Annotated in this window: 17 protein-coding genes; 1 reads left to right on the top strand and 16 read right to left on the bottom strand. The window is 65.3% G+C overall.

All coding sequences use genetic code 11. The annotated features are described in order from the left end of the window. The first annotated feature begins 2 nt into the window (after positions 1–2). Entirely contained in the window at positions 3–2,366 is a 2,364-nt protein-coding gene (locus DXT74_RS05475) for an ATP-binding protein (protein ID WP_194427480.1), read from the top strand. Here the strand turns inward: DXT74_RS05475 and DXT74_RS05470 are convergent. The 16 genes from DXT74_RS05470 to DXT74_RS05395 all read right to left on the bottom strand — a co-directional run bounded on the left by DXT74_RS05470 (position 2,318) and on the right by DXT74_RS05395 (position 19,933). Beyond that, positions 2,318–2,614, bottom strand: coding sequence for an acyl carrier protein (locus tag DXT74_RS05470; RefSeq protein WP_143330155.1), 297 nt, complete (start codon positions 2,612–2,614; stop codon positions 2,318–2,320). The genes DXT74_RS05475 and DXT74_RS05470 overlap by 49 nt on opposite strands. Continuing rightward, positions 2,611–5,286 carry a hypothetical protein gene (locus DXT74_RS05465; RefSeq protein ID WP_194427479.1) on the bottom strand — a complete coding sequence of 892 codons (2,676 nt, stop codon included), beginning with the start codon at positions 5,284–5,286 and terminating at the stop codon, positions 2,611–2,613. The genes DXT74_RS05470 and DXT74_RS05465 overlap by 4 nt, the downstream gene beginning before the upstream one ends. Before the next feature lie 129 nt (positions 5,287–5,415). Further along, positions 5,416–6,600 (bottom strand): type III secretion system needle tip protein SctA, encoded by a 1,185-nt coding sequence (gene sctA, locus DXT74_RS05460; protein WP_194427478.1) that lies wholly within the window; start codon positions 6,598–6,600, stop codon positions 5,416–5,418. Between the two features lie 140 nt (positions 6,601–6,740). Next, complete coding sequence (locus DXT74_RS05455; protein WP_162788079.1) at positions 6,741–8,000, bottom strand: IpaC/SipC family type III secretion system effector; 1,260 nt, start codon at positions 7,998–8,000, stop codon at positions 6,741–6,743. A gap of 16 nt (positions 8,001–8,016) precedes the next feature. Beyond that, the gene (sctE, locus tag DXT74_RS05450; protein WP_194427477.1) at positions 8,017–9,771 is read right to left on the bottom strand and encodes a type III secretion system translocon subunit SctE; all 1,755 of its coding nucleotides are present in this window, start codon (positions 9,769–9,771) and stop codon (positions 8,017–8,019) included. Next, positions 9,768–10,271, bottom strand: a complete 504-nt coding sequence (gene sicA / locus DXT74_RS05445; protein WP_043640891.1) for a type III secretion system translocator chaperone SicA — start codon at positions 10,269–10,271, stop codon at positions 9,768–9,770. Before sicA ends, sctE begins: the two co-directional genes overlap by 4 nt. Before the next feature lie 269 nt (positions 10,272–10,540). Further along, complete coding sequence (locus tag DXT74_RS05440; protein WP_081862729.1) at positions 10,541–11,692, bottom strand: EscU/YscU/HrcU family type III secretion system export apparatus switch protein; 1,152 nt, start codon at positions 11,690–11,692, stop codon at positions 10,541–10,543. Position 11,693: 1 nt separating this feature from the next. Next, on the bottom strand, positions 11,694–12,470 hold the full coding sequence (gene sctT / locus DXT74_RS05435; protein WP_043640888.1) for a type III secretion system export apparatus subunit SctT: 777 nt from the start codon (positions 12,468–12,470) through the stop codon (positions 11,694–11,696). A gap of 5 nt (positions 12,471–12,475) precedes the next feature. After that, positions 12,476–12,736 carry an EscS/YscS/HrcS family type III secretion system export apparatus protein gene (locus DXT74_RS05430; protein ID WP_019104573.1) on the bottom strand — a complete coding sequence of 87 codons (261 nt, stop codon included), beginning with the start codon at positions 12,734–12,736 and terminating at the stop codon, positions 12,476–12,478. Positions 12,737–13,053: 317 nt separating this feature from the next. Further along, positions 13,054–13,713 carry an EscR/YscR/HrcR family type III secretion system export apparatus protein gene (locus DXT74_RS05425; RefSeq protein WP_043589695.1) on the bottom strand — a complete coding sequence of 220 codons (660 nt, stop codon included), beginning with the start codon at positions 13,711–13,713 and terminating at the stop codon, positions 13,054–13,056. Next, a complete protein-coding gene (locus DXT74_RS05420) occupies positions 13,703–14,596 on the bottom strand; it encodes a YscQ/HrcQ family type III secretion apparatus protein (RefSeq protein WP_194427476.1) in 894 nt (297 codons plus the stop codon). Before DXT74_RS05420 ends, DXT74_RS05425 begins: the two co-directional genes overlap by 11 nt. Continuing rightward, entirely contained in the window at positions 14,596–15,675 is a 1,080-nt protein-coding gene (locus DXT74_RS05415) for a type III secretion system needle length determinant, SpaN/EivJ family (RefSeq protein ID WP_194427475.1), read from the bottom strand. The genes DXT74_RS05420 and DXT74_RS05415 overlap by 1 nt, the downstream gene beginning before the upstream one ends. Continuing rightward, the gene (locus DXT74_RS05410) at positions 15,663–16,115 is read right to left on the bottom strand and encodes a hypothetical protein (RefSeq protein ID WP_043640881.1); all 453 of its coding nucleotides are present in this window, start codon (positions 16,113–16,115) and stop codon (positions 15,663–15,665) included. Before DXT74_RS05410 ends, DXT74_RS05415 begins: the two co-directional genes overlap by 13 nt. After that, positions 16,099–17,388 carry a type III secretion system ATPase SctN gene (sctN, locus tag DXT74_RS05405; protein ID WP_194427474.1) on the bottom strand — a complete coding sequence of 430 codons (1,290 nt, stop codon included), beginning with the start codon at positions 17,386–17,388 and terminating at the stop codon, positions 16,099–16,101. The genes DXT74_RS05410 and sctN overlap by 17 nt, the downstream gene beginning before the upstream one ends. Further along, entirely contained in the window at positions 17,385–17,792 is a 408-nt protein-coding gene (spaK, locus tag DXT74_RS05400) for an SPI-1 type III secretion system chaperone SpaK (protein ID WP_019103512.1), read from the bottom strand. Before spaK ends, sctN begins: the two co-directional genes overlap by 4 nt. Positions 17,793–17,869: 77 nt before the next feature. Beyond that, entirely contained in the window at positions 17,870–19,933 is a 2,064-nt protein-coding gene (locus DXT74_RS05395) for an EscV/YscV/HrcV family type III secretion system export apparatus protein (protein ID WP_194427473.1), read from the bottom strand. Positions 19,934–20,000 lie beyond the last annotated feature (67 nt).

Genomic DNA, 20,000 nt, shown 5'->3' with positions numbered 1-20,000 from the left:
CCATGCGCGCGCGCCTCTTGCTCTTCTCCTGTCTGCTGTTGGCGTTCTGCTTACCCGCCGGCTTCTGCCGCGCCGGCCTCAATAAGGCGGAGCGCGCCTGGCTGGCCAAGCACCCGGTGGTGCGTTACGCGATAGACCCGCACGGCTGGCCTATCGAATACCTGGAGGACGGCAAGCACCGCGGCCTGACCCAGGCTTATCTGAGCCGCATTTCCGATATCAGCGGCCTGCGCTTCGAGCTGGTGCCGGTGGCCAACCGCCAGCAAGCGGTGGACATGATGCTGAGCGGCCGCATCGACCTGCTCACCGCGCTGTCCTCCGGCTTGATCCCGCCGGAAGCGGGACGGCGCATCCGCTTCAGCGATCCTTATTTTTCCGGCAGCACCGTGCTGGTCACCCAGCCGGACAAGCCCATCGTGTTCAGCACCACCAAGCTGTCCAACAAGACCATCGCGGTGGAAAGCGGCGACCCTTACGAATACTTCCTGCGCGAGAATTTTCCCGCCGTGAACATTGTGGCCACGCCCACGCCGCTGGCGGCGCTGGACGCGGTGGCGGACGGCAAGGCCTACGCCGCGGTGGGGCTGGACGCGGTAATGCAGTCCATGATCCGCCGCCGCTATTACGGCTCGCTGCGCATTGCCGGCAGCGTCAGCGAAATGCCCAGACTGGTGTCGATGGCCGTTAACAAGGACCACCCGCAGCTGCTGTCCATCATCAATAATTCGCTGGCACAGCTAACCGCGGACGACACCGAGCACATGCTGGAAGACTGGCTGCAAACCACCGATTACGGCGCGCCCTCCTGGCACTCCATCGCCCGCTACTACGCGCTGGAGCTGGCCGGCGTCGGCCTAGTCCTGCTCTTGCTGTTGGTGTTCGCTCAGCGCGCCCACACCGCCCGCCGCGCCGCCCAACGCAGCGAGGCGGAGAAATCCACCTTTCTGGCGGTAATGAGCCATGAAATTCGCACGCCGATGAACGCGGTGCTGGCCTCGGTGGAACTGCTGCGCCAGGCAGAACTTCCGCCGCGCGAACGCGAGCTGGCGGCGCTGGCCAACGCCTCGGCGGTGAATTTGCTGGAGCTGTTGGACAATGTGCTGGACGTGTCCAAGCTCAACGCCCGGCGGCTGCGCCTGGAGCCGCTGGCCACCGACGCGGCGGCGCTGGCCAGCGGCGTGGCGGCGATCTATCGCGCCTGCGCGGAAAAGAAGGGGCTGGAGCTAGAGCTGAAAATGTTGGGCCTGTGCGGCCGCCTGCTAGTGGTGGACCCGGTGCGCCTGCGCCAGATTCTGAGCAATCTGCTCAGCAACGCGGTCAAGTTCACGCGTCAGGGCGAGGTGAGCCTGCGGCTGGAACTACAGGAAATAGAAAAGGAACGGGCGCTGCTGTGCATCCAGGTCAGCGACACCGGCATCGGCATCGCGCCGGAACAGCAGGCCCGCTTGTTTCAAGAATACGCGCAGGCGGACAACACCCAGCAGCGTTACGGAGGCACCGGGCTGGGCTTGCTGATTTGCCGGCAACTGGTTGAGTTGATGTCCGGCCGCATCGCGTTGGACAGCCAGCCGGAGCGCGGTACCACGGTCACACTGTGGCTGCCGGTGCGCCATGCGCCGGCAGAAGCCGTCGCGGACGCAGAGCCGGACGCCGTCAGCGCGCCGGCGGCGCTCAAGGAAGCCTGCGATCCCATCCTGGTGGTGGAGGACCAGCCGGCCAACCGTTTCATCATCACCCAGCAGTTGTTGCAGCTGGGCTACCGCGCGGTGACGGCGGACAACGGCGCCGCCGCGCTGGCCTTGCTGGATCAGGGCCAGCGCTTTGCGATGGCGCTGCTGGACTGCAACCTGCCCGGCATCAGCGGCTATCAACTGGCGCTGCGGCTGCGCCGCCACCCGGCGCTGCAGTGGCAGCCCTATCTGCCCATCATCGCCATCTCGGCCACCACCGGCATAGAACACCAGCAGCGGTGTCTGGACAGCGGCATAGACAGCTGCCTGACGAAGCCGCTGCGGCTGGCCCAGCTGGAACAGATCATGACGCTGTGGCTGGACCACCGCCCCGGCCCGCAGCCCGCCGCGCCGGCCCCGCCCGACGGCGAGCTGACGCAATTGCTAAGCCAAAGCTGCGACGCCGACGCCGCCGCGCTGCGCCAAGCCTTGCAGGCGCGGGACTGGACGCAGGCGGAACACTACGCGCACCGCCTGCACGGCGTGGCCCTCAGCGCCGGCCTGCCGCGCTTGCCCGCCCTGGCGGCGGAAATGCAAACCGCGCTGCGCCTGCCGCAGCCGGACTCCGCCCGGCTGCGGGATCTGCTTCAGGCGCTGGAGGCCGCGCTGCCGCAAGCGGAGCCTAGCGGCGACTGAGCGACACGGCGCGCCAGCTGCCGCTCCACCACCTGGCAGACATGGGCCACGGTCTTGATGTCGACGATGTCGTCGACGCCGATCTCGATGCCGAACTCGTCGTTCAACAGCAACACCATGTCCAGCAGCTCCATCGAGTCCGCGTACAACTCATCCACCAGCAACGCCTGCGGCTGCAGCTTGGACTCCTCCACCGAAAGGCAACAGGCCATTACCGCCACCACTTGTTGCTCAAGTTTGGGGCTCACTGCGCCGCTCCCTTCACACCGCTGGCATCAAAATACTTGCCATCCACGGTAGTGATAACACGGGACGGCGCTTTGGCACTAACGCCCAGCCCCTCCAACAAAGCCCCCACCAAGGGATAAGGCCCCCCAGCAACAGACGGACACAGATTTGTCTGGTCTCGTAACCGCTGGGCGAACTCCGCCAATACCAGGCGCTGCGGATGCGTGCTCAACGCTTGCCTCAAAGTCTCCGGCAGAGCGGCCTGTTTCTTCAAAGCGCCTTCCGACAAGGCTTCAACCAGTAGGCTTCCCCAGCTCTGTTGTGTCTCAATCGGAGTGTCGTCCACAGGCTTCAAGGCTGAGCGCAATCCATCCATCAAGGCCTGGCTGGCGGACAGCTGATCCAAGGCCTTGTTCTGACGCAGCTCGGCCACTTTGACACCTAGCTTGCTCATGGTCACTGGCTGGAAACGCATCGAGGTCAGCTCGGCCGGCACGCTATCCGCGGGCTTCGAGGCCCCGCTCAGTCCATCCATCAAGGATGTGTTGACGGGCAATTGCTCCAAGCCCTTGTTCTTCCTCAGCTCGGCCACTTTGACCGTCGATTCGTTCATAATCACCGGCGAGAAATACTCCCTGGTCGGCTCCGCCGCTTCCAGATCAGGTCTTGCGGACTGAAGCCGCTCCACTTCTTGGGCCGCTGGCGCGGCGGTGGCACCGTTCAGCATCCCTTGCAGGAAGGCTTGCCTGCGCAGATCCATCGCCTTGGGTTCTACGCGCGCCGGTTCCACGCCGCCATCGGCCTGGACCGGCGGGGTATCCGTCCGCGTCGGCGCCGTCAGCGGCTGGCTGCGTTGCGCCGTGGCCGCATGGGCTACCGGCTGGCTGGACAGATTCTGGACATTGAAGGGATCTCTCCGCAACGCCCCTTCCACGCGCCGGCCGGCGCCAGTGGTCGCTTGGCCGGCCGCCGGCGCCTGGACGGACGCCCAGTTCAGCAAGCGCCGGATCACGCAGTCCTTGTCGCCCTCGAACTTGCCGATGCTGGTCAAGCGCGCTGTTTTCAGGATCTGGCCGCGCAGCTGCGCCTGCTGCGGGTGCTGTTCCAGTCCCTGCCGCAAATGCTGCCACGCTGTTTCCGACATGGCCGCACCATAAAGTTTTTCGTCCTCGCTTGAGCCGGGCTTGGGTAAAAAAGCATCTCGCGCCTGTACCAGGGGGCCGCGGTCCAGTTCGCTGCGGCTGTCCAGCAGCATGGCGGTGCGGATGTCCTGCGCCAACGCGCCGGCCGCCTTGTTGGCATCGGACTGGTAAATGACGGACTTCAACACCACCTCGGGGAAACTGCTGCGCCAAAGCTTGAAAGACAGCGGGGAAGCGGCGGCGGTGTCGTCGGCCTGCGTGGACACATCCGCGGGGATCACCACGCGCTCGGCATCCGTCGAGCTGACGGTGATGCTCGAGGTGCTCAGATCCGTCACCGGCGTTGGCACTTCGGTCGTACGCGACGTTCCATCGCGACCGCCGGTTGCCTCCGTTTGCGTCTCCATGGAGCGGAACGAACGCCCTGCGCCATCGCCAGAGGCGGCCGCGCGGCGGGTCTGCTCATCGCCGCTCTCCGACCCGCGCTGAGCGCCTTGCTGCTGCTGATGCATCTTCAGATTCAAACGTTGCACCAGCCTGTTTGGATCTCGCCCTACACGGGCGGGGCGCTGGCTGCTGCTGTTGCCGCTATCCGAGGTATTGCCGCTACCCGTGATATTCACGCTGTTATCGATGTTGATGCCACCGACATTGATGGTGATATTGGGCCCGCCCGCCGGCGCGGCGGAGGGATCGGGCTTGGGAGCGTCCGGCCCCTTGGGCGCGTCGGGAAGATCCGGCGTCGCTCGCGGCGGCGTCTCCTGCCCCAGCCCCGCCAGCACGCTGCGCAGCAGCTGCGGCAGAATCGCCACGGTGTCGAGGTCGCGCGCCTGCCGTCCCAGGCTCGTGCCGCTCAGTCCCAGCATCTCGCCGCGGCTCTGACGCAGCGCGTCGAAGGCCAGCTTCGCCGCACTGTCCACCAGTTCCATCACTTGCTCTCCGGTGGCTGCATCCAGTGAACGCCCCAGTTGGGTTTCGACATAGGACAGGATGAAGGTGCTGACCTCGCGCTGCATGAAGTCGTTGCCCAGCTTCATGGTGTCGCCGCCGCAATGCTGGTGCGCCAATAGCGCCAGCTTGTGCTCCAGCTGATTGCGCAGCTGGTATTGCTTATTGGTGCTCTGGGTCCACGGGCCGAAGGCGGATTTGGCGCCCAGGCCGTCTTTCAGGATTCGGGCGGTGTATTGCTGCGCCAGATCGTCCAGGGACTTTGCGTCCTGCGGACTGAGATCCGGCTGCTGCTTAAGCTGCGCGTAAACCTTGGCGAACTCCTCGATTTCCAATTTGGCGTAGACATTGGGCGAAGCCAGGTAGAGCTTGTCCAGCGCCTTGGCGTCCGTCGAGGCGGCGAACAAGGCCGCCACGCTGTCGCGGGTATGCTGGGCCTTGAAACTGGCCGGATCGCTCACCGAGTGGCGACGCGCCGGCGTGGCGGCGCTGCTGCGCCCGCCGCTGAAACGCTCCGAGAGCGGGGTGGCCGGCCGCCGCGACGTGTCCGCCGGCATGGACAGCGAGCGGGTCAGTAGAGGGGATGCTCCGGTAATGGGCATGATGTGGTTCTCCTTAGCCTTATAGAGCGGCTAACAGAAGTCGGTTTTACGGCTGAGGCAAGGCGCGCCGACGGTAGCCGTCGTACGGCAAATCGGCGCGCGGCATCGCGGGAGTTTTGTCTGCCGCTCTTAGCCTTGCAGGAAGGACTTGGCGGTTTCCGTGCAACTACTGATGGTGCTGCTGAGCACCTTGACAAGATTGTCGAACAGCGAGTTGGCGTTGCTGTATTTCTGGGTCAGCGTTTGCAGGGTGTTCTTCAGGTTTTCCTCCTGCGCCTTGAAGCCGGACTGCCAGGACTGGAACTTGGCGTTGTCCATTTCCACCTTTTTGTCTTTCGCCGGCACGCCGCCCGCCAGCCCTTCCAGCGCCGTCATCATTTTCTGCACCGGACCGGTGTCGATAACCACCACGTACCTGCCTGAACCCTTGGGTTGTTCCTTCACACACTCCTTGGGCAAGCCCAGTTCCGCGGCCCATTTTTCCGCTTCTTCCTTGGCCTTCTCTGGCGTATCGGCGGTGCTGGCAAACAACTCCGTGTTCTCGTATTTCGCCTTCAATTGCTTCAGCGCGTCGTACAGATCGCCCACATTCAAAGTGACTTTGTCGCCCTTGTCGTTGGATGAGATCCAATCGGCCATCTTGGACAAGATGTCGCTGAATTCTTGGTAGAACTCGATGTATTTACCCACCACGTTCTCATACACGCCCAAGTAGCCATCCTTGATGTTGCCGATGGAATCGCCGATCAGTTCCCACAGTTCGCGGTCGGAGATCACTCCGCCGGAGGCGTCTCGGGTCGCGTTCAGCATCGGCGCGGCAAACTCCCACGCCGTCGGCGAAACGTCGGCGACTTCCTTCTCGATACCATCGAGCAGCTGCTGCTTTTGCTGCGGTGTCATCACATAGCCGCTATCTCCCACGCTCTTCAGCGCGCCAACGAACTGTTGGGTTGCCAAGGTCTGCATGTCGCGGGCCTCGTTCAAGGCCCGCGTCAGCGCGCCGCGCTGGAATGCCACGCGCTCGGCCGGCGGCAGCTCGCCACCGGAAATAGCAGCTTGCCGGCGCTGGGCCGCCAGCTTGCTTTCATACGCGGCCAGTCCTTCGATGACGCGCCGGACGGTTTCGTTGGCCTGGCGCAGCGCGTCGGCCTTGCCCTGGGCGGTATTGAGCGCGGACAGCTCCGGTCCTTGCGCCGCGGCGGCGCGGGTTTCGACGGCAACGCCGGCGACATCGGCGCGCGGCGCGGCGGCCGGGGTTTCAGCAAGCTGTGGCCGCGTCAGCGGCGTGGAAAGAGTGGTTTGAATGCCGTTCATGGGGATTCCCCTGCATGGCCAGCGCCGAGGCAGGCGCCCAGGCGCTGGCGGGATGAATGGTATGGAAGGCCGACCCGACCGGGATGGCCGGGCCGGCGGACGGAGCCTGGGATGGTCCCGTCCGGTTCCGGGCTAGCGGATCAAGCGCGAATGTTGCCGGCCACCGCGCCCATGGCGGCGTTCTTGGACTGGCTGATGTTGTCCAAGGTGCGCAGCAGCTCCTGGATGAAGCTGTCGGATTTGCGGCTGCTCTCGCGGGTTTCCTCGGAGGCCGTGTTGGCCACGCGGCTGGAAGCCTGGCTGATCTGCTGCTCGGACTGCTCCAGCGTGGCGGCGTAGCGGCCGGAACCTCCGGCAATATTGCTGGCCGCGGACGAGCTGTCCATGATCGCCTTGCCTGTGGTTTGCTTGGCCTGAGCCTTGAGCTTGGTGTCGTCCATGGCCAGCTGTTCCGCCTGTCCCTTCACAGACAAGTTCTCGCCGGCGCTGCGCAGCGCGGTTTCATGCTCCTTGGCCAAACGCTGGTTGCTGGACTGCAGGCCGATCTTGTCGCCGGCCATGCCGTCCGCCACGCTGCCGGCGGCGTTGGACTGCGCGTTCAACTCCCCCGCGCCCGGCTTGGCCGCGCCTGGCTGCTGCGGCTTCAAGCCCACCTGCTTCAGGCCGTCGGCGTCGGTGCCCAGCTTGACGGTGTTCTGGCGGCCCAGCGTGGACTGGATGTTGCGGCCCTCATCGCCCAGCTTGGCCAGCTTGGGCGCGTTGTTCTTCAACGCGCCTCGCTCGGCGTTGATACCGCTCAGGCTCTTCTTGGCGCCCACGCCGGTAATGGCCATCTGACCGACGCTCTGGACAACACTGCTGGACAGATTGGCCACGCCCTCGCGCACCATGGAGGCGGCGGTGGCCTTGGTGGCGTCGAAGCCCACCAGCGACAGCTTGCTGCTCAGCGTGTTGTCGGCGGTACGCAGCGCCGACATCAGCACAATGGCGGCCACCATCAAGGCCGCGCCGTTGGGCGCCATGCCGCTGATGTCGAAGGACTTGCCCTGTTCGGCCTGCTCCTTGACCTTGTCGTCCACCAGCTTGCTGACGCCGGACTCAACCTTCCGATACACAGCACCCAGGTCCTGAACAAAAGCCGGGTCCTGGGCTTTTTCGCTCAAATAGCTCTTCAGCGCGTCGGTCACTTGCTTGCTCACCTCGGCGGACGGCGGGCGCAGTTGCGGGCCGCTCATCACTTCGGCCAGCGCCTTGCCGTCGCGGCCGGCGCTGTTCAGGATGGGCAGGATGTCCTTGATGTCCACCAAGGACTTGGCGACGGAGGATTTTTCAGCCGCGCCGGATTCAAGCGCCGCCGGAAACGGATTGTGGGTGGAAACACTGCCAATAATGGTTGCCATAATATTCTCTCCTAACTCAAGCGTGACTCTGACGCAGCACGAAGCGGCCGGCCTCAGCATTCTGCTGCAGCGCGGAAGACATCATCGTGGTCAGGTCCTGGGTGACTTTCTGGGTGCTGGCGAAGACTTCCACCGCCTGCTTCAGCCATTGTTCGATCTGCTCCATCGCGGCGCGCGCCAGCGTGAAGTCCGCCAACATGTCGCTGGCGTTCTTCATGAACACCCCCTGCGCCACATTGCCGCCGGCCTGGGTGGCGGCTTGCGCCACTTCCCCGCCCACCACCACGCGGTTGAGGGTGTTGGCCATCAGCTGCTTGGCCGCGGCGTCCTTGGGCAGGCCCAGGCTGTTGGCCAGGCGCTGGAAGCCCTGGGTCAACACCTTGCTGCCGTTCTTGGCCATCTCCTTGAGCAGGGTGGGCACCATCTTTCGCATCGAATCGCCCATCATCTTGCTCAGCGCGCCGCCCAGCTTGCTAGCGACGCCCTTGCCCACCATGGAGATCGCCACCACCGCAAAGACCATGGCAACCGCGGCGTAAATCATGCCGGCGATGGAGCCGATGGTATCCGCAAGGTTTTTATCCACGCCGAATGCCTTGAGCGTTTCACTGACGATCTTGCCCACCAGGTCCATCAGAGGCTTCAGCATCGTCATGACGGCATCCATGATTGGCTTCATGGCCTTTTCCATGAAGGATTCGCCGGTAGTGGCCTTGACCACCTCGTCCGCCACCATCAGCGCGAGGCCCACCGCGGCCAGCGCCAGGCTGGCGCCGCCGGTAAATACTGCGGCCACGACGCTGACCACCGTCAGCACCGCGCCTAGAATCTTGCCAATGCACCCCATGGTGCGATTGAGTTCTTCCGCCTTGCGCACTTCTTCCTGGTACTCGGCGGATTTCTTGTCCATTTCCTTCTGGCGGCCTTCCTGCATGGCCTGGAACAATGCCAGATCGTTTTTCAGGCTTTCTTCGCTGTTCTTGCCCACCATCTCGACGAACATCGCCATCAGCATGGTCAGTTTGGCCACGCCGGTCAGGTGGTCTTCCGCGCCTTGCTGCACCGCGCCGCCCTTGGTATTGAGCCCCTGAGCCTGGGTCAACAGCGAGTCGGTCTTGGCGGTCTTGTCCTTGGCCAGATTGTGCGCGTCGGTGGCGGCCTGTTCCGCCTTGTCGGCCTTGAGCTTGGCGGCCTGCGCCTCGTTGGCGGCCTGATCGCGCGCCGCCAGCGCCTGCTGGTAGCCGGCGTCTTCCGGTGTCAGGCCATCCAGCTTGGCCTGGGCCTGGGCCAGTTTCTGCTTGGCCGCTTCCAACGTTTCTTTGGCCGTTTTCAAATCGCCCAGCGCCGTCTGGTAGGCTTCGGTGGCTTGTTCCGCCTCGCCTATCGCCTGCTGCAATTCGTCCGACAGCTTCTGGCCCATCGCCGCTTGCGCGTCCATCATTGCGCGCCAGGTGGCGATGCGGCTTTCCAGCTGCGATAGCGAAACGTTGCCCAGCAAGGACATCAACTGTCCCAGCAGCAGCGTCAGCTTGCCCGCGCCGTCCAGTTCTTCCTTGGCCTTGGCCGTGGGCTGGGTCAGCGGCGGCGTGTTCAGGTCGCCGCGCGGCTTGGCGGCGCCGGCGTCATCGCTGACGCGCATCGTGAACAGCGCTTGCGCAGACTTCTGCGCGGCATCGACGAATTTCTCGCTCGCCTGGGTATTGCCCGAAAGCGCTTTCGCCAGCTCGGCACTGCCAAGATTGAAGCCTTGACCGATAGTGTTACCGCTCATGCTTGCTCCTTTTCCTGCTGACGGGATTGCTCGGCCTCCGTCTCCTGCAAACTGTCCAGATACACTTGGGCCTTGGCGCGTAGCGACTCATCGTCGCTTTGCTCGCACACCAGCTCGAAACATTGCCTGGCCTTGGCCGCCTTGCGCATGAACAACTGGCACTGTCCGGTGAAAAACACCGGCCGGTAGTCGTTCTTGCTCAGGGCGAAAGCCACCGCGTACAGATCGGCGGCCTTCTGGAACTGTTTCTTGAGCTGGCACACGGCGGCCAGCCCCATGATGTAGTCGGGGTTGTAGAAGTCGTAGATGCATAGGAAGCGGAAGAAGGTTTCCGCTTCGTCGAGCCTTCCCTTGTTGTAAAAATCGTAAGCGTGGGCGTACAGACCTTCCATCATGTCCGGCGGAATGCCGTGCACGTCTTTCAGGGTGGCGCCTGCGCTTACCGCTTCCCAGACCATCTCTGCCAGGCGGTCGTCGCTGACATTGTCTTCAGGGTTCATCAAACATCTCCTAATCGCTGTCACCAACCCGGCAGAGCTGGCTAGAGACGACGGTTGTCTTGGGTGTGAAATGACCGTCGCCGCTGTCATTTAACAGCGGCCGACGAGGGGAAACATTCAGGAATCGCTCATGGCGGGGGCGCATCGGATATCCGGGCTTGTTCAATACGGTCCTGCCGGCTTTGGGACCGCAGCGGCCAGGGAAGAGGCTGGCTTAGCCAGGCGAGGGCCTGTTCACGGTCCCGCGCGTTTTGAGGACGTGAATGCGCTCAGCCCTCCTGACCATCCCGCTTATCCACAGAAGCGGGCGTGCCGGCGGATTTATCCACAGCAGAGCCGGCGGCGCTCGCGCCCGTCCCCTGCTCCGCCTGCGGCGGCTCCGGAGACGCCTCCGCTCCGGCGTTTTCCACCTGCTCCAACCACATCAGCAAGCGCAGCACTTCCTCCACCTCGTCCAGGCTGACCAGGGAATAGCGGCGATGGCTGGCGAAAATGCGCCGCGCCAGCGGGATGTCGCGCACCACCGGCACGCCCACCTTCTCCGCGTAGGCCCGTACCGCCAGCGCGCGCTGATTGGTCTCCATCACCGAGATGAAGGGGATGGGCAGCAGTTCGGGTTTGAAATAGATGCCGACGGCGATATGGGTGGGGTTGGCCACGATCAAGCGCGAGTTTTCGATGTCGGACTTCACCTGCTCGGACAGGATCTCCATATGCGCCTCGCGGCGGCGAGACTTGATCTCCGGGTTGCCCTCCTGCTCCTTCATCTCGCGCTTGACCTCCTGCTTGTCCATCTTCATGTCCTTCATGAACAGGAAGTACTCGGCGATCGCGTCCAGCACCAGCACCGCCACGATGCAGCCCAGGCAGGTCAACACCAGCGCCAGCAGCAGTTCGCGCCAGATCGCCGCCATGCCTATCGGATCGCCGTTGAGTTGGGCGAACAGCAGCGCCTTGTGCTTGTGCCACAGCACCAGCACCGCCACCACGAAACTGGTCAAGTACAACAGCGCCTTCACCGCCTCCTTCACCGTGCGCAGGCTGAACAACTTCTTGAAGCCGTTGACCGGATTCAAGGCTTCCAGATTGAGCTTCAAGGCCTCGCTGGCCAGCACGAAGCCGCTTTGCAGCAGAGACGGCAAGGCGGAGGCGACGATGCACAGCAGAAAGATGGGCAGCAAGAGCTTGATGCCCAGCCAGGCCACCGCCTGGGCATAGCCCTGCATGTCCTGCTGAAAGCCGCCGGCGATCACCTGGCGGAAAGCGCCCATCAGCTCCACCAGCGAGCCGAAGGACACCAGATAGGCGACGCCGCACAGGGTCAGGCAGGCCACCACCAGGTCTCGACTCTTGAAGGACTGGCCTTTCTTGGCCGCGTCCTGCAAGCGCTTGCGCGTGGGCTGTTCGGTTTTGTTCGACATCTCAACGCACCGGCGCGCTCAGCCAGCCGGGCAGCGCTTCCGGCGGGAAGGCCAGCCGCGTCACCGTATCAGGCAACACCGGGCCGAAATACATCAGCATGATCAACAGCGCCACCGCGCTCTTCACCGTCAGCGATACCGCGAAGGCGTTCATCTGCGGCGCGAAACGCGACAGCAGGCCCAACACCACCTCGGACAACAGCAAGGCCGCCACCACCGGACTGGCCAGCACCACCGCCTTGCTGATCACCTGATTGAGCAGGCTTAGCGTCGGCTGCAGCGCCGGCGTGCAAACGCCCAGCGGGTCGCACAGCTGATAGCTCTGACGGAACAAGTCCAGCATCAGGCTCATGCCGCCGCCTTGCAGATAAACCGCGGCGGCGAACAGATTGAACATATTGGCCAATTCCGAAGTGTCCACCCCGTTGGCCGGGTCTATGCTGCTGCTCAAGGTGGCGCCGCGCTGGTTGTCTATGATGCTGCCCAGGGCGTGGAATACCCAGAACGGCCAGGCCAGCAGGCAGCCCAGCAGCAGGCCCACCGCGGCCTCGCGCGCGATCATCGCGAGGAAGGGCAGCGCCTGAAAGGCCGGCAGCGCCTCCACCGGATGCGGCCACAGCCCCAGCGCCACCAGCATGGTGGCCGAGGTGCGCACCACGCCGCTGAGCACATTGCTGTTCAGGAAAGGCAAGATGAAAAACACCGGCGCCACGCGGGCGAAACCGAGCGCGGCCGAGGCCACCCAGCCGTGGATTTCGAAGAACAGGCCAAACTGCATCCGTCTCAGCCTCGGGCCAGCGCCATGCGCATCACCTCCCGGCCAAAGCCGAGCAGGGTTTCGCCGTACCAGCCGGACAGCAGGAACAGACACAGGCTGACGCCGAACAACTTGATGCCGAAGGGCAGCGTCTGTTCCTGCAACTGGGTCACGGTCTGGAACAGGCCCACCAGCAGGCCGATGGCGGTGGCGACGATGATGGGCCAGGCCGACATCAGCAGCACCAGATACAGCGCCTTGTTGCCGGCGAACACCAGATCATTCATAGCAAAACTCCAAAATTGAGGCGGGCGGCATGGACAGCGCGGCACTCCCCCCGCGCCATTAAAGCCATTCAGCTCTCCAAGACTCAGGAAGCAAAACCGAGCGCAGCGGCCGAGGCAAGGCGCGCCGACGCAGGCAGTACCCGTCGTACGACAAGGAGGCGCAACGCAGCATCGGCGGTTTTTCATTCATACAATCACCAGGTCTAGGTAATGGGCGGCAAAACCGCGCGCAGCGGCCAAGGCAAGGCGCGCCGACGCAGACAGTGCATCTAGCACGGCAAGGAGGCGCAACGCAGCATTGGCGGTTTTGCCGCCCATTACGTCGCCAGGTCCAGGTACTGCAACACCAGTCCCTTCGACAACAAAGTCCAGCCATCCAGCGCCACGAACAGCACCAGCTTGATCGGCACCGATATCGTCACCGGGCTCATCATCATCATCCCCAGCGCCAGCAAGATGCTGGAGATCACCAAATCCACCACCACGAAGGGCAGGTAGAGATAAAAGCCGATCTTGAACGCGCTCTTGATCTCGCTGAGCGCGTAGGCCGGCAGCAAGGCGAAAATGGACGGCTGTTCGTCCTCGGCCGCATTGCCGGTTTCGCGTTCGGTGCGCTGCGCCTGGGCTTTTTCAAAGAAGCTCACCAGTTCCGGATCGGAATACTTCTGCAAATAGCCGCGATAGCCGTCCAGACCGTTCTCAACGAAGTTGCTCACCGACTCCACGCTGTTGAAGCTGACCTGTTCTTCCTGGTAATGGCTGTAGGCCTGCTGAGCGATCGGCAGCATCACGAACATCGACAGCATCAGCGCGATGCCGTTGAGCGTCATATTGGACGGCACCTGCTGCAAACCCAATGCGTTGCGCACCATCACAAACACGATGGAGAACTTGATGAAGCAAGTGCCGGAAGCGATCAGGAAAGGCAGCAGCGTGGCGAAAGCCAGCAGCGCGATCAGCGAAATATCATTCGACATCGGCGGCTCCGCCCAGCCACTCCGTCACTTCCACCCCCAGATGACCGGCCAGCTGCACCAGTTCCCCGCGTCCCAGCAGCGCGCCGTTGGCGCGCACTTCCACCCGCCGCTCAACATCCGCCGGCAGGTTCAACAACTGGCCACGACACAAGTCCTGCAACTCCGTCAGCGTCACCCGTCCGCGATGCAGCACGAACTCCAGTTCCACCGGCAGCTGCCCCATGTCTCGCGCCGGCGCTTCCTGCTCCGTCGCCTGTTGCGATTCATCCCATTCCATGACGATTCCTTCCTCATACGATTGATAAGTGCCCAGCGCGCGGTCGTGGCAGCGCACCGCCGCCGTCTGCTCGCGGATCAGCAGCACGTCGCCGCGCGCCACCCCCCGCAGCAGACCCAGGCTGAGGCGGCTGTCGCCGATGACGAAGCGCAGCGGCCAGCTCAGCAACGGCGCCGGGTCCAGCGCGTCTCCCGCCTCGAACGCCGGCGCGCGCTCCAGCCACAGCGGCCCCTCCGCGCACATCACCCGCAGCAGCGCCTGGCGCGGCAAAGCGTCGCCCGGCCCCGCTTCGCCCAGGCTCAAGCGCTGATAGGCCAGCTCCGGCATCGGCGGCGTCAACGGCCGTTCCGCCGCCGCCAGCCATTGCGCCGCCTGCGCCTCCACGCCGGCGGACAGCGCCAGCCGCGCGAGTTCCGGCGCGGCGCTCTCCAGCCAGGCGCGCGGTTGCAGCCAGCCCTGCCAGCGCTGTTCGGCGTCGGCCACCGACAACCACAAGCCGCCGCGCGGCGGCGTTTCCAGCGTGGCGTCCCAACCCTGGCGCCTCCAGGCAGCGGCGGCGCGCTGCAAAGCGCGCTCGCGCGCGTCGATTTGTCTGAGCGCCAGCATCAGGCGTCCTCCTCCTCATCCCGCTGCGGCTGCTGCCGCCCCTGCTCGCGGCCGTCGTCGCGGGCCATCTGCCATTGCTGCGGGTTGCCGGACTGCCATTGCTCCCCCAAACGCTGTTGCACCAGGCTGTCCGACGGCTGCAGGCTGAGCACGCCGCCGGGCTGGCTTTGCACGTTCACCGCGTGTTCGCCGCCCCAGCGCTGGAAACGGTAGGTCAGGCCCGGCTGGGCCGGTTCCGGCGCGCTGGCCGCGGACAAGGTCGTTTGTGCCTGAGCCGGGGTCGGGTCCTGGCGCGGCCGCGCCGGCGGCGCGGTATCGCGCGGCGGCGTCGCCGGCGCGGACCCTTGGGCCTGCTGCGGCGCAATCGGCGCGGCGGCCGCCGGCGCGGTCTCGTTCTTGCGCGCCTCGCCGCCTTCGCGCGTGACGGCCGGCGTCGGCGCGGGAGCCGACGCGGCGGCGTCTGCTTTCGGCGCGCTCCGTCCATGCGGCGTCGGCGTAGCCGTGGGCATGGCGATAGACGCTTCTACGCGCGCGGCGGCCCCAGGCAGCGCGGCCTCGCCCTTGGCCGGCACGTGCTCGGTTTTGCGCGGCGCCGGCTCGGCCTTGAACAGCGCCCCCAGCGTCTGCGCCCCGACTTTGACCGGCGCGTCGGCCGCCGGCGTCAGGCTGGCGACGTGCTCAGCCGCCAGCGCCGCAGCGGCGGCGCGCAGGCCCTGCGGCCCGGCGGCGGTCTTGCCGCGGGCATCGGCGGACGGACGTTCTCCGTCGCCCAAAGGCGCCTGCCCCCGTTTGCCCGGCGCCGACAAAGCGGCCTCCGCCGCGCGGCGGCCGCCGGCGTTCAACCGCGCCGCATGCCAGTGCGGCGGCAGCGGCGGTTGCCACAAGGCTCCTGCCGGCAGGCGGGAGCGGTCTTGCTCGCGTTCGCCGGCCACGTCCTCGCCGTCGCGGTCCGGATCGGCGGCGTCTCGCCGCTGTCTTTGGGCTTCGCGGGCAAAGGCCTCGGCGGCGCCGTCCGCGTCGGCCGCGGTGGCCGGCCGGGTGTCCGCGCTCGGCGCGGGAATGGGCGTCATCGCTTCCATATCGTCCTCTCTTCCTGCTCGGCCTCGTCCAGCCGCAAACGCCGCATGCGTTCCTGACGGCGCTGCAACTTGGCCCAGCGTTGATATTTGTCTTCCTTGCGCAGCCATTGCCGGCGCAAAGCCTGTTGTTCCTCGCGCCGGCCGGCCAGGCCTTGGCGCTGCTCCTCCAACTGTCCGCTTTGCAGGTCCAGGTTTTGCAACTGGCGGCGGAGCACCGCCTGCTTGCGCTGCAACGCGAAGAGCTGGCCGCGGCTCATCGCCCCGGCCGGCCGTTGCGCCAGCAGCAATTGGCGCAGGCCCTGGCCCTGCGAAGCCAACGCCTCTTGCTCCGCCGCCAACGCGCCGTCCTGGCGCGCCAGCTGAACCAGCTCGGCCTCGCAACGCGATTGCGCCGCCTGACAACGGCGCAGCAGCGCGCCCAGCTTAGGCAACAAGCTCATGCAGGCTGCGCAGGGTGTCGGCGAACCCCGCGCCCTCGTCCACCGGCTGGCGCAACCAGCGGCGCAGCGCGTCGCGGGCGTTCATCGCGCGGTCGTTGTCCGAGTTCTCGCCCGGGCGGTATTCGCCCAGGTCGATGAAGACTTGCAGCTCCTCCAGCCGCGCCATCAAGGCGCGCAGCGCCGAGGCCGCCTGTAGATGGCCGCTGTCGCACACCTGGCCGGCCACGCGGCTGGCGCTCTTGAGCACGTCGATGGCCGGGTAATGGCCCTGGCCGGCCAGCTTGCGGCTCAGATAGATGTGGCCGTCCAGAATGGAGCGGATCTCGTCCGCCATCGGGTCCGGCTCGTCGTCGCTTTCCAGCAGCACGGTGTAGAAGGCGGTAATGCTGCCGCCGCGGGTGGCGCCGGGGCGCTCCAGCAGCCGCGGCAGGCTGTCGAACACCGAGGCCGGGTAGCCTCGCCGAGCCGGAGGTTCTCCCGCGGCCAGCGCCACGTCGCGCAGCGCGCGGGCGTAGCGGGTCATGGAGTCGACGAAGAGCACCACTTTCTTGCCCTGATCGCGGAAGTACTCGGCCACCGTGGTGGCCAGCAGCGCGGCGTTGCAGCGGTCCACCGAGGAGAAGTCCGAGGTGGCGAACACCAGCGCGCAGCGATCGCGCTTGGGCGAGGCCCGCAGCGACTCGGCGAACTCCGTCACTTCGCGGCCGCGCTCGCCGATCAGGCCGATGACGAAAACGTCGGCGTCGCTCTGCTCGATCAGCATGTGCATCAGCATGGTCTTGCCGCAGCCGGCGGAGGCGAAGATGCCGACGCGCTGGCCCACGCCGCAGGTCAGCAGGCCGTCGATGGCGCGCACCCCGGTAGCCAGCGGCTCGCGTATGCCCACGCGCCGAGAGTACGGCGGCGGGTCGGCATCGATGCCGCGCTCCTCGCCGCCCACGCCGGCCTCGGGCGCGAAGCGCTCGACGATGCGGCCGGTGGGGTCCAGCACCGCGCCCAGCGCCGATTCGCCGATCCAGGCGGCCAAGGCGCGGCCGGTGGGCTGCAACACTGCCTCGCGCGACAGGCCGCGCGCGTTGCCGATCAGGCTGAGCACCGCGCGCGGGCCTTGAAAGCCCACCACCTGGGCGCGGGCCACCACGTCGCGGTCTTGCCAGCTGCGGCGGATGTCGCACAGCTCGCCTATCGCCACCTCGGGCAGCGCGGCTTCCAGAATGGGGCCGGACAGGCGTTGCGGATACGCCAGCCGGCGCAGCAGGCGCGGCGCTTTCATCGCAGCAGCGACTCGCTGAAGCGCTCCAGCGCGTCGAAGAAGCCGTTCAGCGCCTCGGAGAAGCGCTTGCCGTCGGCCAGATAATCCGGGTGCGCCATCGCCTTCAGTTCCAGATACCCCTCATTGGCGGCCAGTTGCAGTTGACCGCCGCGGGCGAAATGGCAGCCCTGCATCAGGTCCTGCAAGAGCTGGGCGGCGCGCTGGGCCAACACCGCCTCGTTGTGCTCGCCCACCCGCGACCACAGCCACACCTCGCCGTCCTGGGCGCTGACATGGATGCTGGGCAGATCGTGCAGGTCCAGCGCGATGGTGGAATGGCTGTCCAATTCGCCCAGCAGGGCGGGATCGCAGCCGCTCTCTTCCAACGCGGAGCGGACCAGTTGGGCAATATCGATGGCGAACATAGGCGGATTCCTTTTTGATTCCAGTCCCCTTTAAAACCGATACGTTTGTCGCGCTATCGGTTCTAAAGGAACCGGGGTTAGATGGTTTTGATCACGTTCACCGACACGCTGTCGGCGATTTCGCCGAAGGACACCACTTCCAGATCGCGGAAGCGGGTTTCGACCAGTTTCTTGATGAAGCGCCGCACATCCACCGAGGCCAGCAGCACCAAGTCCTTGTGCGCGATGCCCATGCCGTCCAGACCCAGCGCGAACAAGTCCATCAGTTCGTCCGAGGCGGCCGGCTCCAGGTTGAGGAAGGCCCCCGCCGAGGTCTGGCGTATACCCTTGCGCACCATGTCCTCCACTTCGGCGGACATCATCACCGCGCGCAACTCGCCGCCGCTGGCGAACTTGTGGCAGATGTAGCGCGCCAGCGCGCCGCGCACGTGCTCCACCAGATTGATCACGTCCTTCTCGCGCGGCGCCCACAGCGCCAGCGCTTCCATGATCAGCTTCATATTGCGTACCGAGATGCGTTCGGCCAGCAGACGCTGCAGCACTTCGGCGATGCGCTGCACCGTGGCGTGGCGCAGCACTTCCTTGAGCAGGTCCGGGTATTTGGCTTCCAGTTGGTCCAGCATGTGCTTGGTTTCCTGGACGCCGAAGTATTCGTTGACGTGGCGCGCCAGCAGCGCGGCCAGGCATAGGTAGAGTTCATCCAGCGCCGGGCGCAGCTGGTAACCCAGCTTGGTCAGCTTGTCGCCGTCGGCCGGACGCACCCAGGCGCACTGGCTGGCGCCCTGGGTGCTGAACACCGGCCGCACCCCAAGCGCGGCGGCCTCGTCCGAGTAATTGACCACGCGCATCAGATCGAAATGCAGCTCGAACTCGTCGGCGCGGATTTCGTTGATCAGCACCGCCACCCGGTTGTCCGGCAGGCTTTCTCCGTCGCGCAGCAGCATATCCGGCAGCCGCACGCCGTAGTCGATGAAAAACTGACTGCGCAGCCGCTCGGCCAGCTGAGCCTGTTCCAGCGCGGCGCGGCGCGCCTTGGGCACCAGCAGGATCAGCGGCACGGTCTCCGCCGCCACTTTGTCCAGATTGCCTATCAGGCCCAGGGTGCTGTCCTTGCCGCCCGCCGGCGTCGCGCCGGCGGCCGCGCTCGCGGGAGTCTGGGCCGCGCCCGACGGGCCTTTGCGTGCCATGCGGCGCTTGTAATAGAACAGGCCGCCCAAAGCCGCGGCCAGGATCAGGAACACGATCAGCGGAAAGCCGGGCAGCATGCCCACCGCCAATGCCAGCACCGCGGTCACCACCAGCACGAACGGGTTGCCCAGCAACTGGCTCATGATGTTGCGGCCCATATTGTCGCTGTCGCCGTTGACGCGAGTGACGATGAAGCCGGCGCTGATGGCGATCAGCAGCGCGGGAATCTGCGCCACCAGGCCGTCGCCGATGGTGAGCATGGTGTAGGTGGACAGCGCGGTGGACAGGTCCATGCCGTGCTGGGTCATGCCCACGGCGATGCCGCCGATGAAGTTGACGAAGATGATGATGATGCCGGCGATGGCGTCGCCCTTGATGAACTTCATCGCGCCGTCGAAGGAGCCGTAAAGCTGGCTTTCGCGTTCAAGCACGCTGCGGCGTTCGCGCGCGCCGTCGGCGTCCACGATGCCGGCCTTGAGGTCGGCGTCGATGCTCATCTGTTTGCCGGGCATGCCGTCCAGCGAGAAGCGCGCCGCCACCTCGGCCACCCGTTCCGAACCCTTGGTGATCACGATGAACTGCACCACGGTGACGATGGAAAACACCACGAAGCCCACCGCCAGGCTGTCGCCGATGACGAACTGGCCAAAGGTGTTGATGATCTCGCCCGCGTCGGCCTCGATCAGGATCAGGCGGCTGGTGCTGATGGACAGCGCCAGCCGGAACAGCGTGGTGATCAGCAGCACCGAGGGAAAGGTGGAAAAACTGAGGATGCGGTCGATGTAGAACGAGCCCATGAACACCAGCACGGCGATCACGATGTTGAGGCCGATCAGGAAGTCCACCAAATAGGTGGGCAAGGGGATGATCAGCATCGCGATGATCATCACCATCAACAGCAGGATCAGCAATTCCGGCCGCGAGCGCGCGCCGTTGAGCAGGGAATTAAACACCGTTAGTCATCCAAGCGATTCGATATTGGCGGCGGGCCGCGGCCCGCCGGGAAAAACAGCCAGGCAA

It is taken from the genome of Chromobacterium sp. Rain0013, from assembly GCF_015291765.1.
Lineage (GTDB): Bacteria > Pseudomonadota > Gammaproteobacteria > Burkholderiales > Chromobacteriaceae > Chromobacterium > Chromobacterium haemolyticum.
The sequence above is the reverse complement of the archived record's forward strand: the minus strand, read 5'-3'. Positions and strand labels throughout refer to the sequence as shown.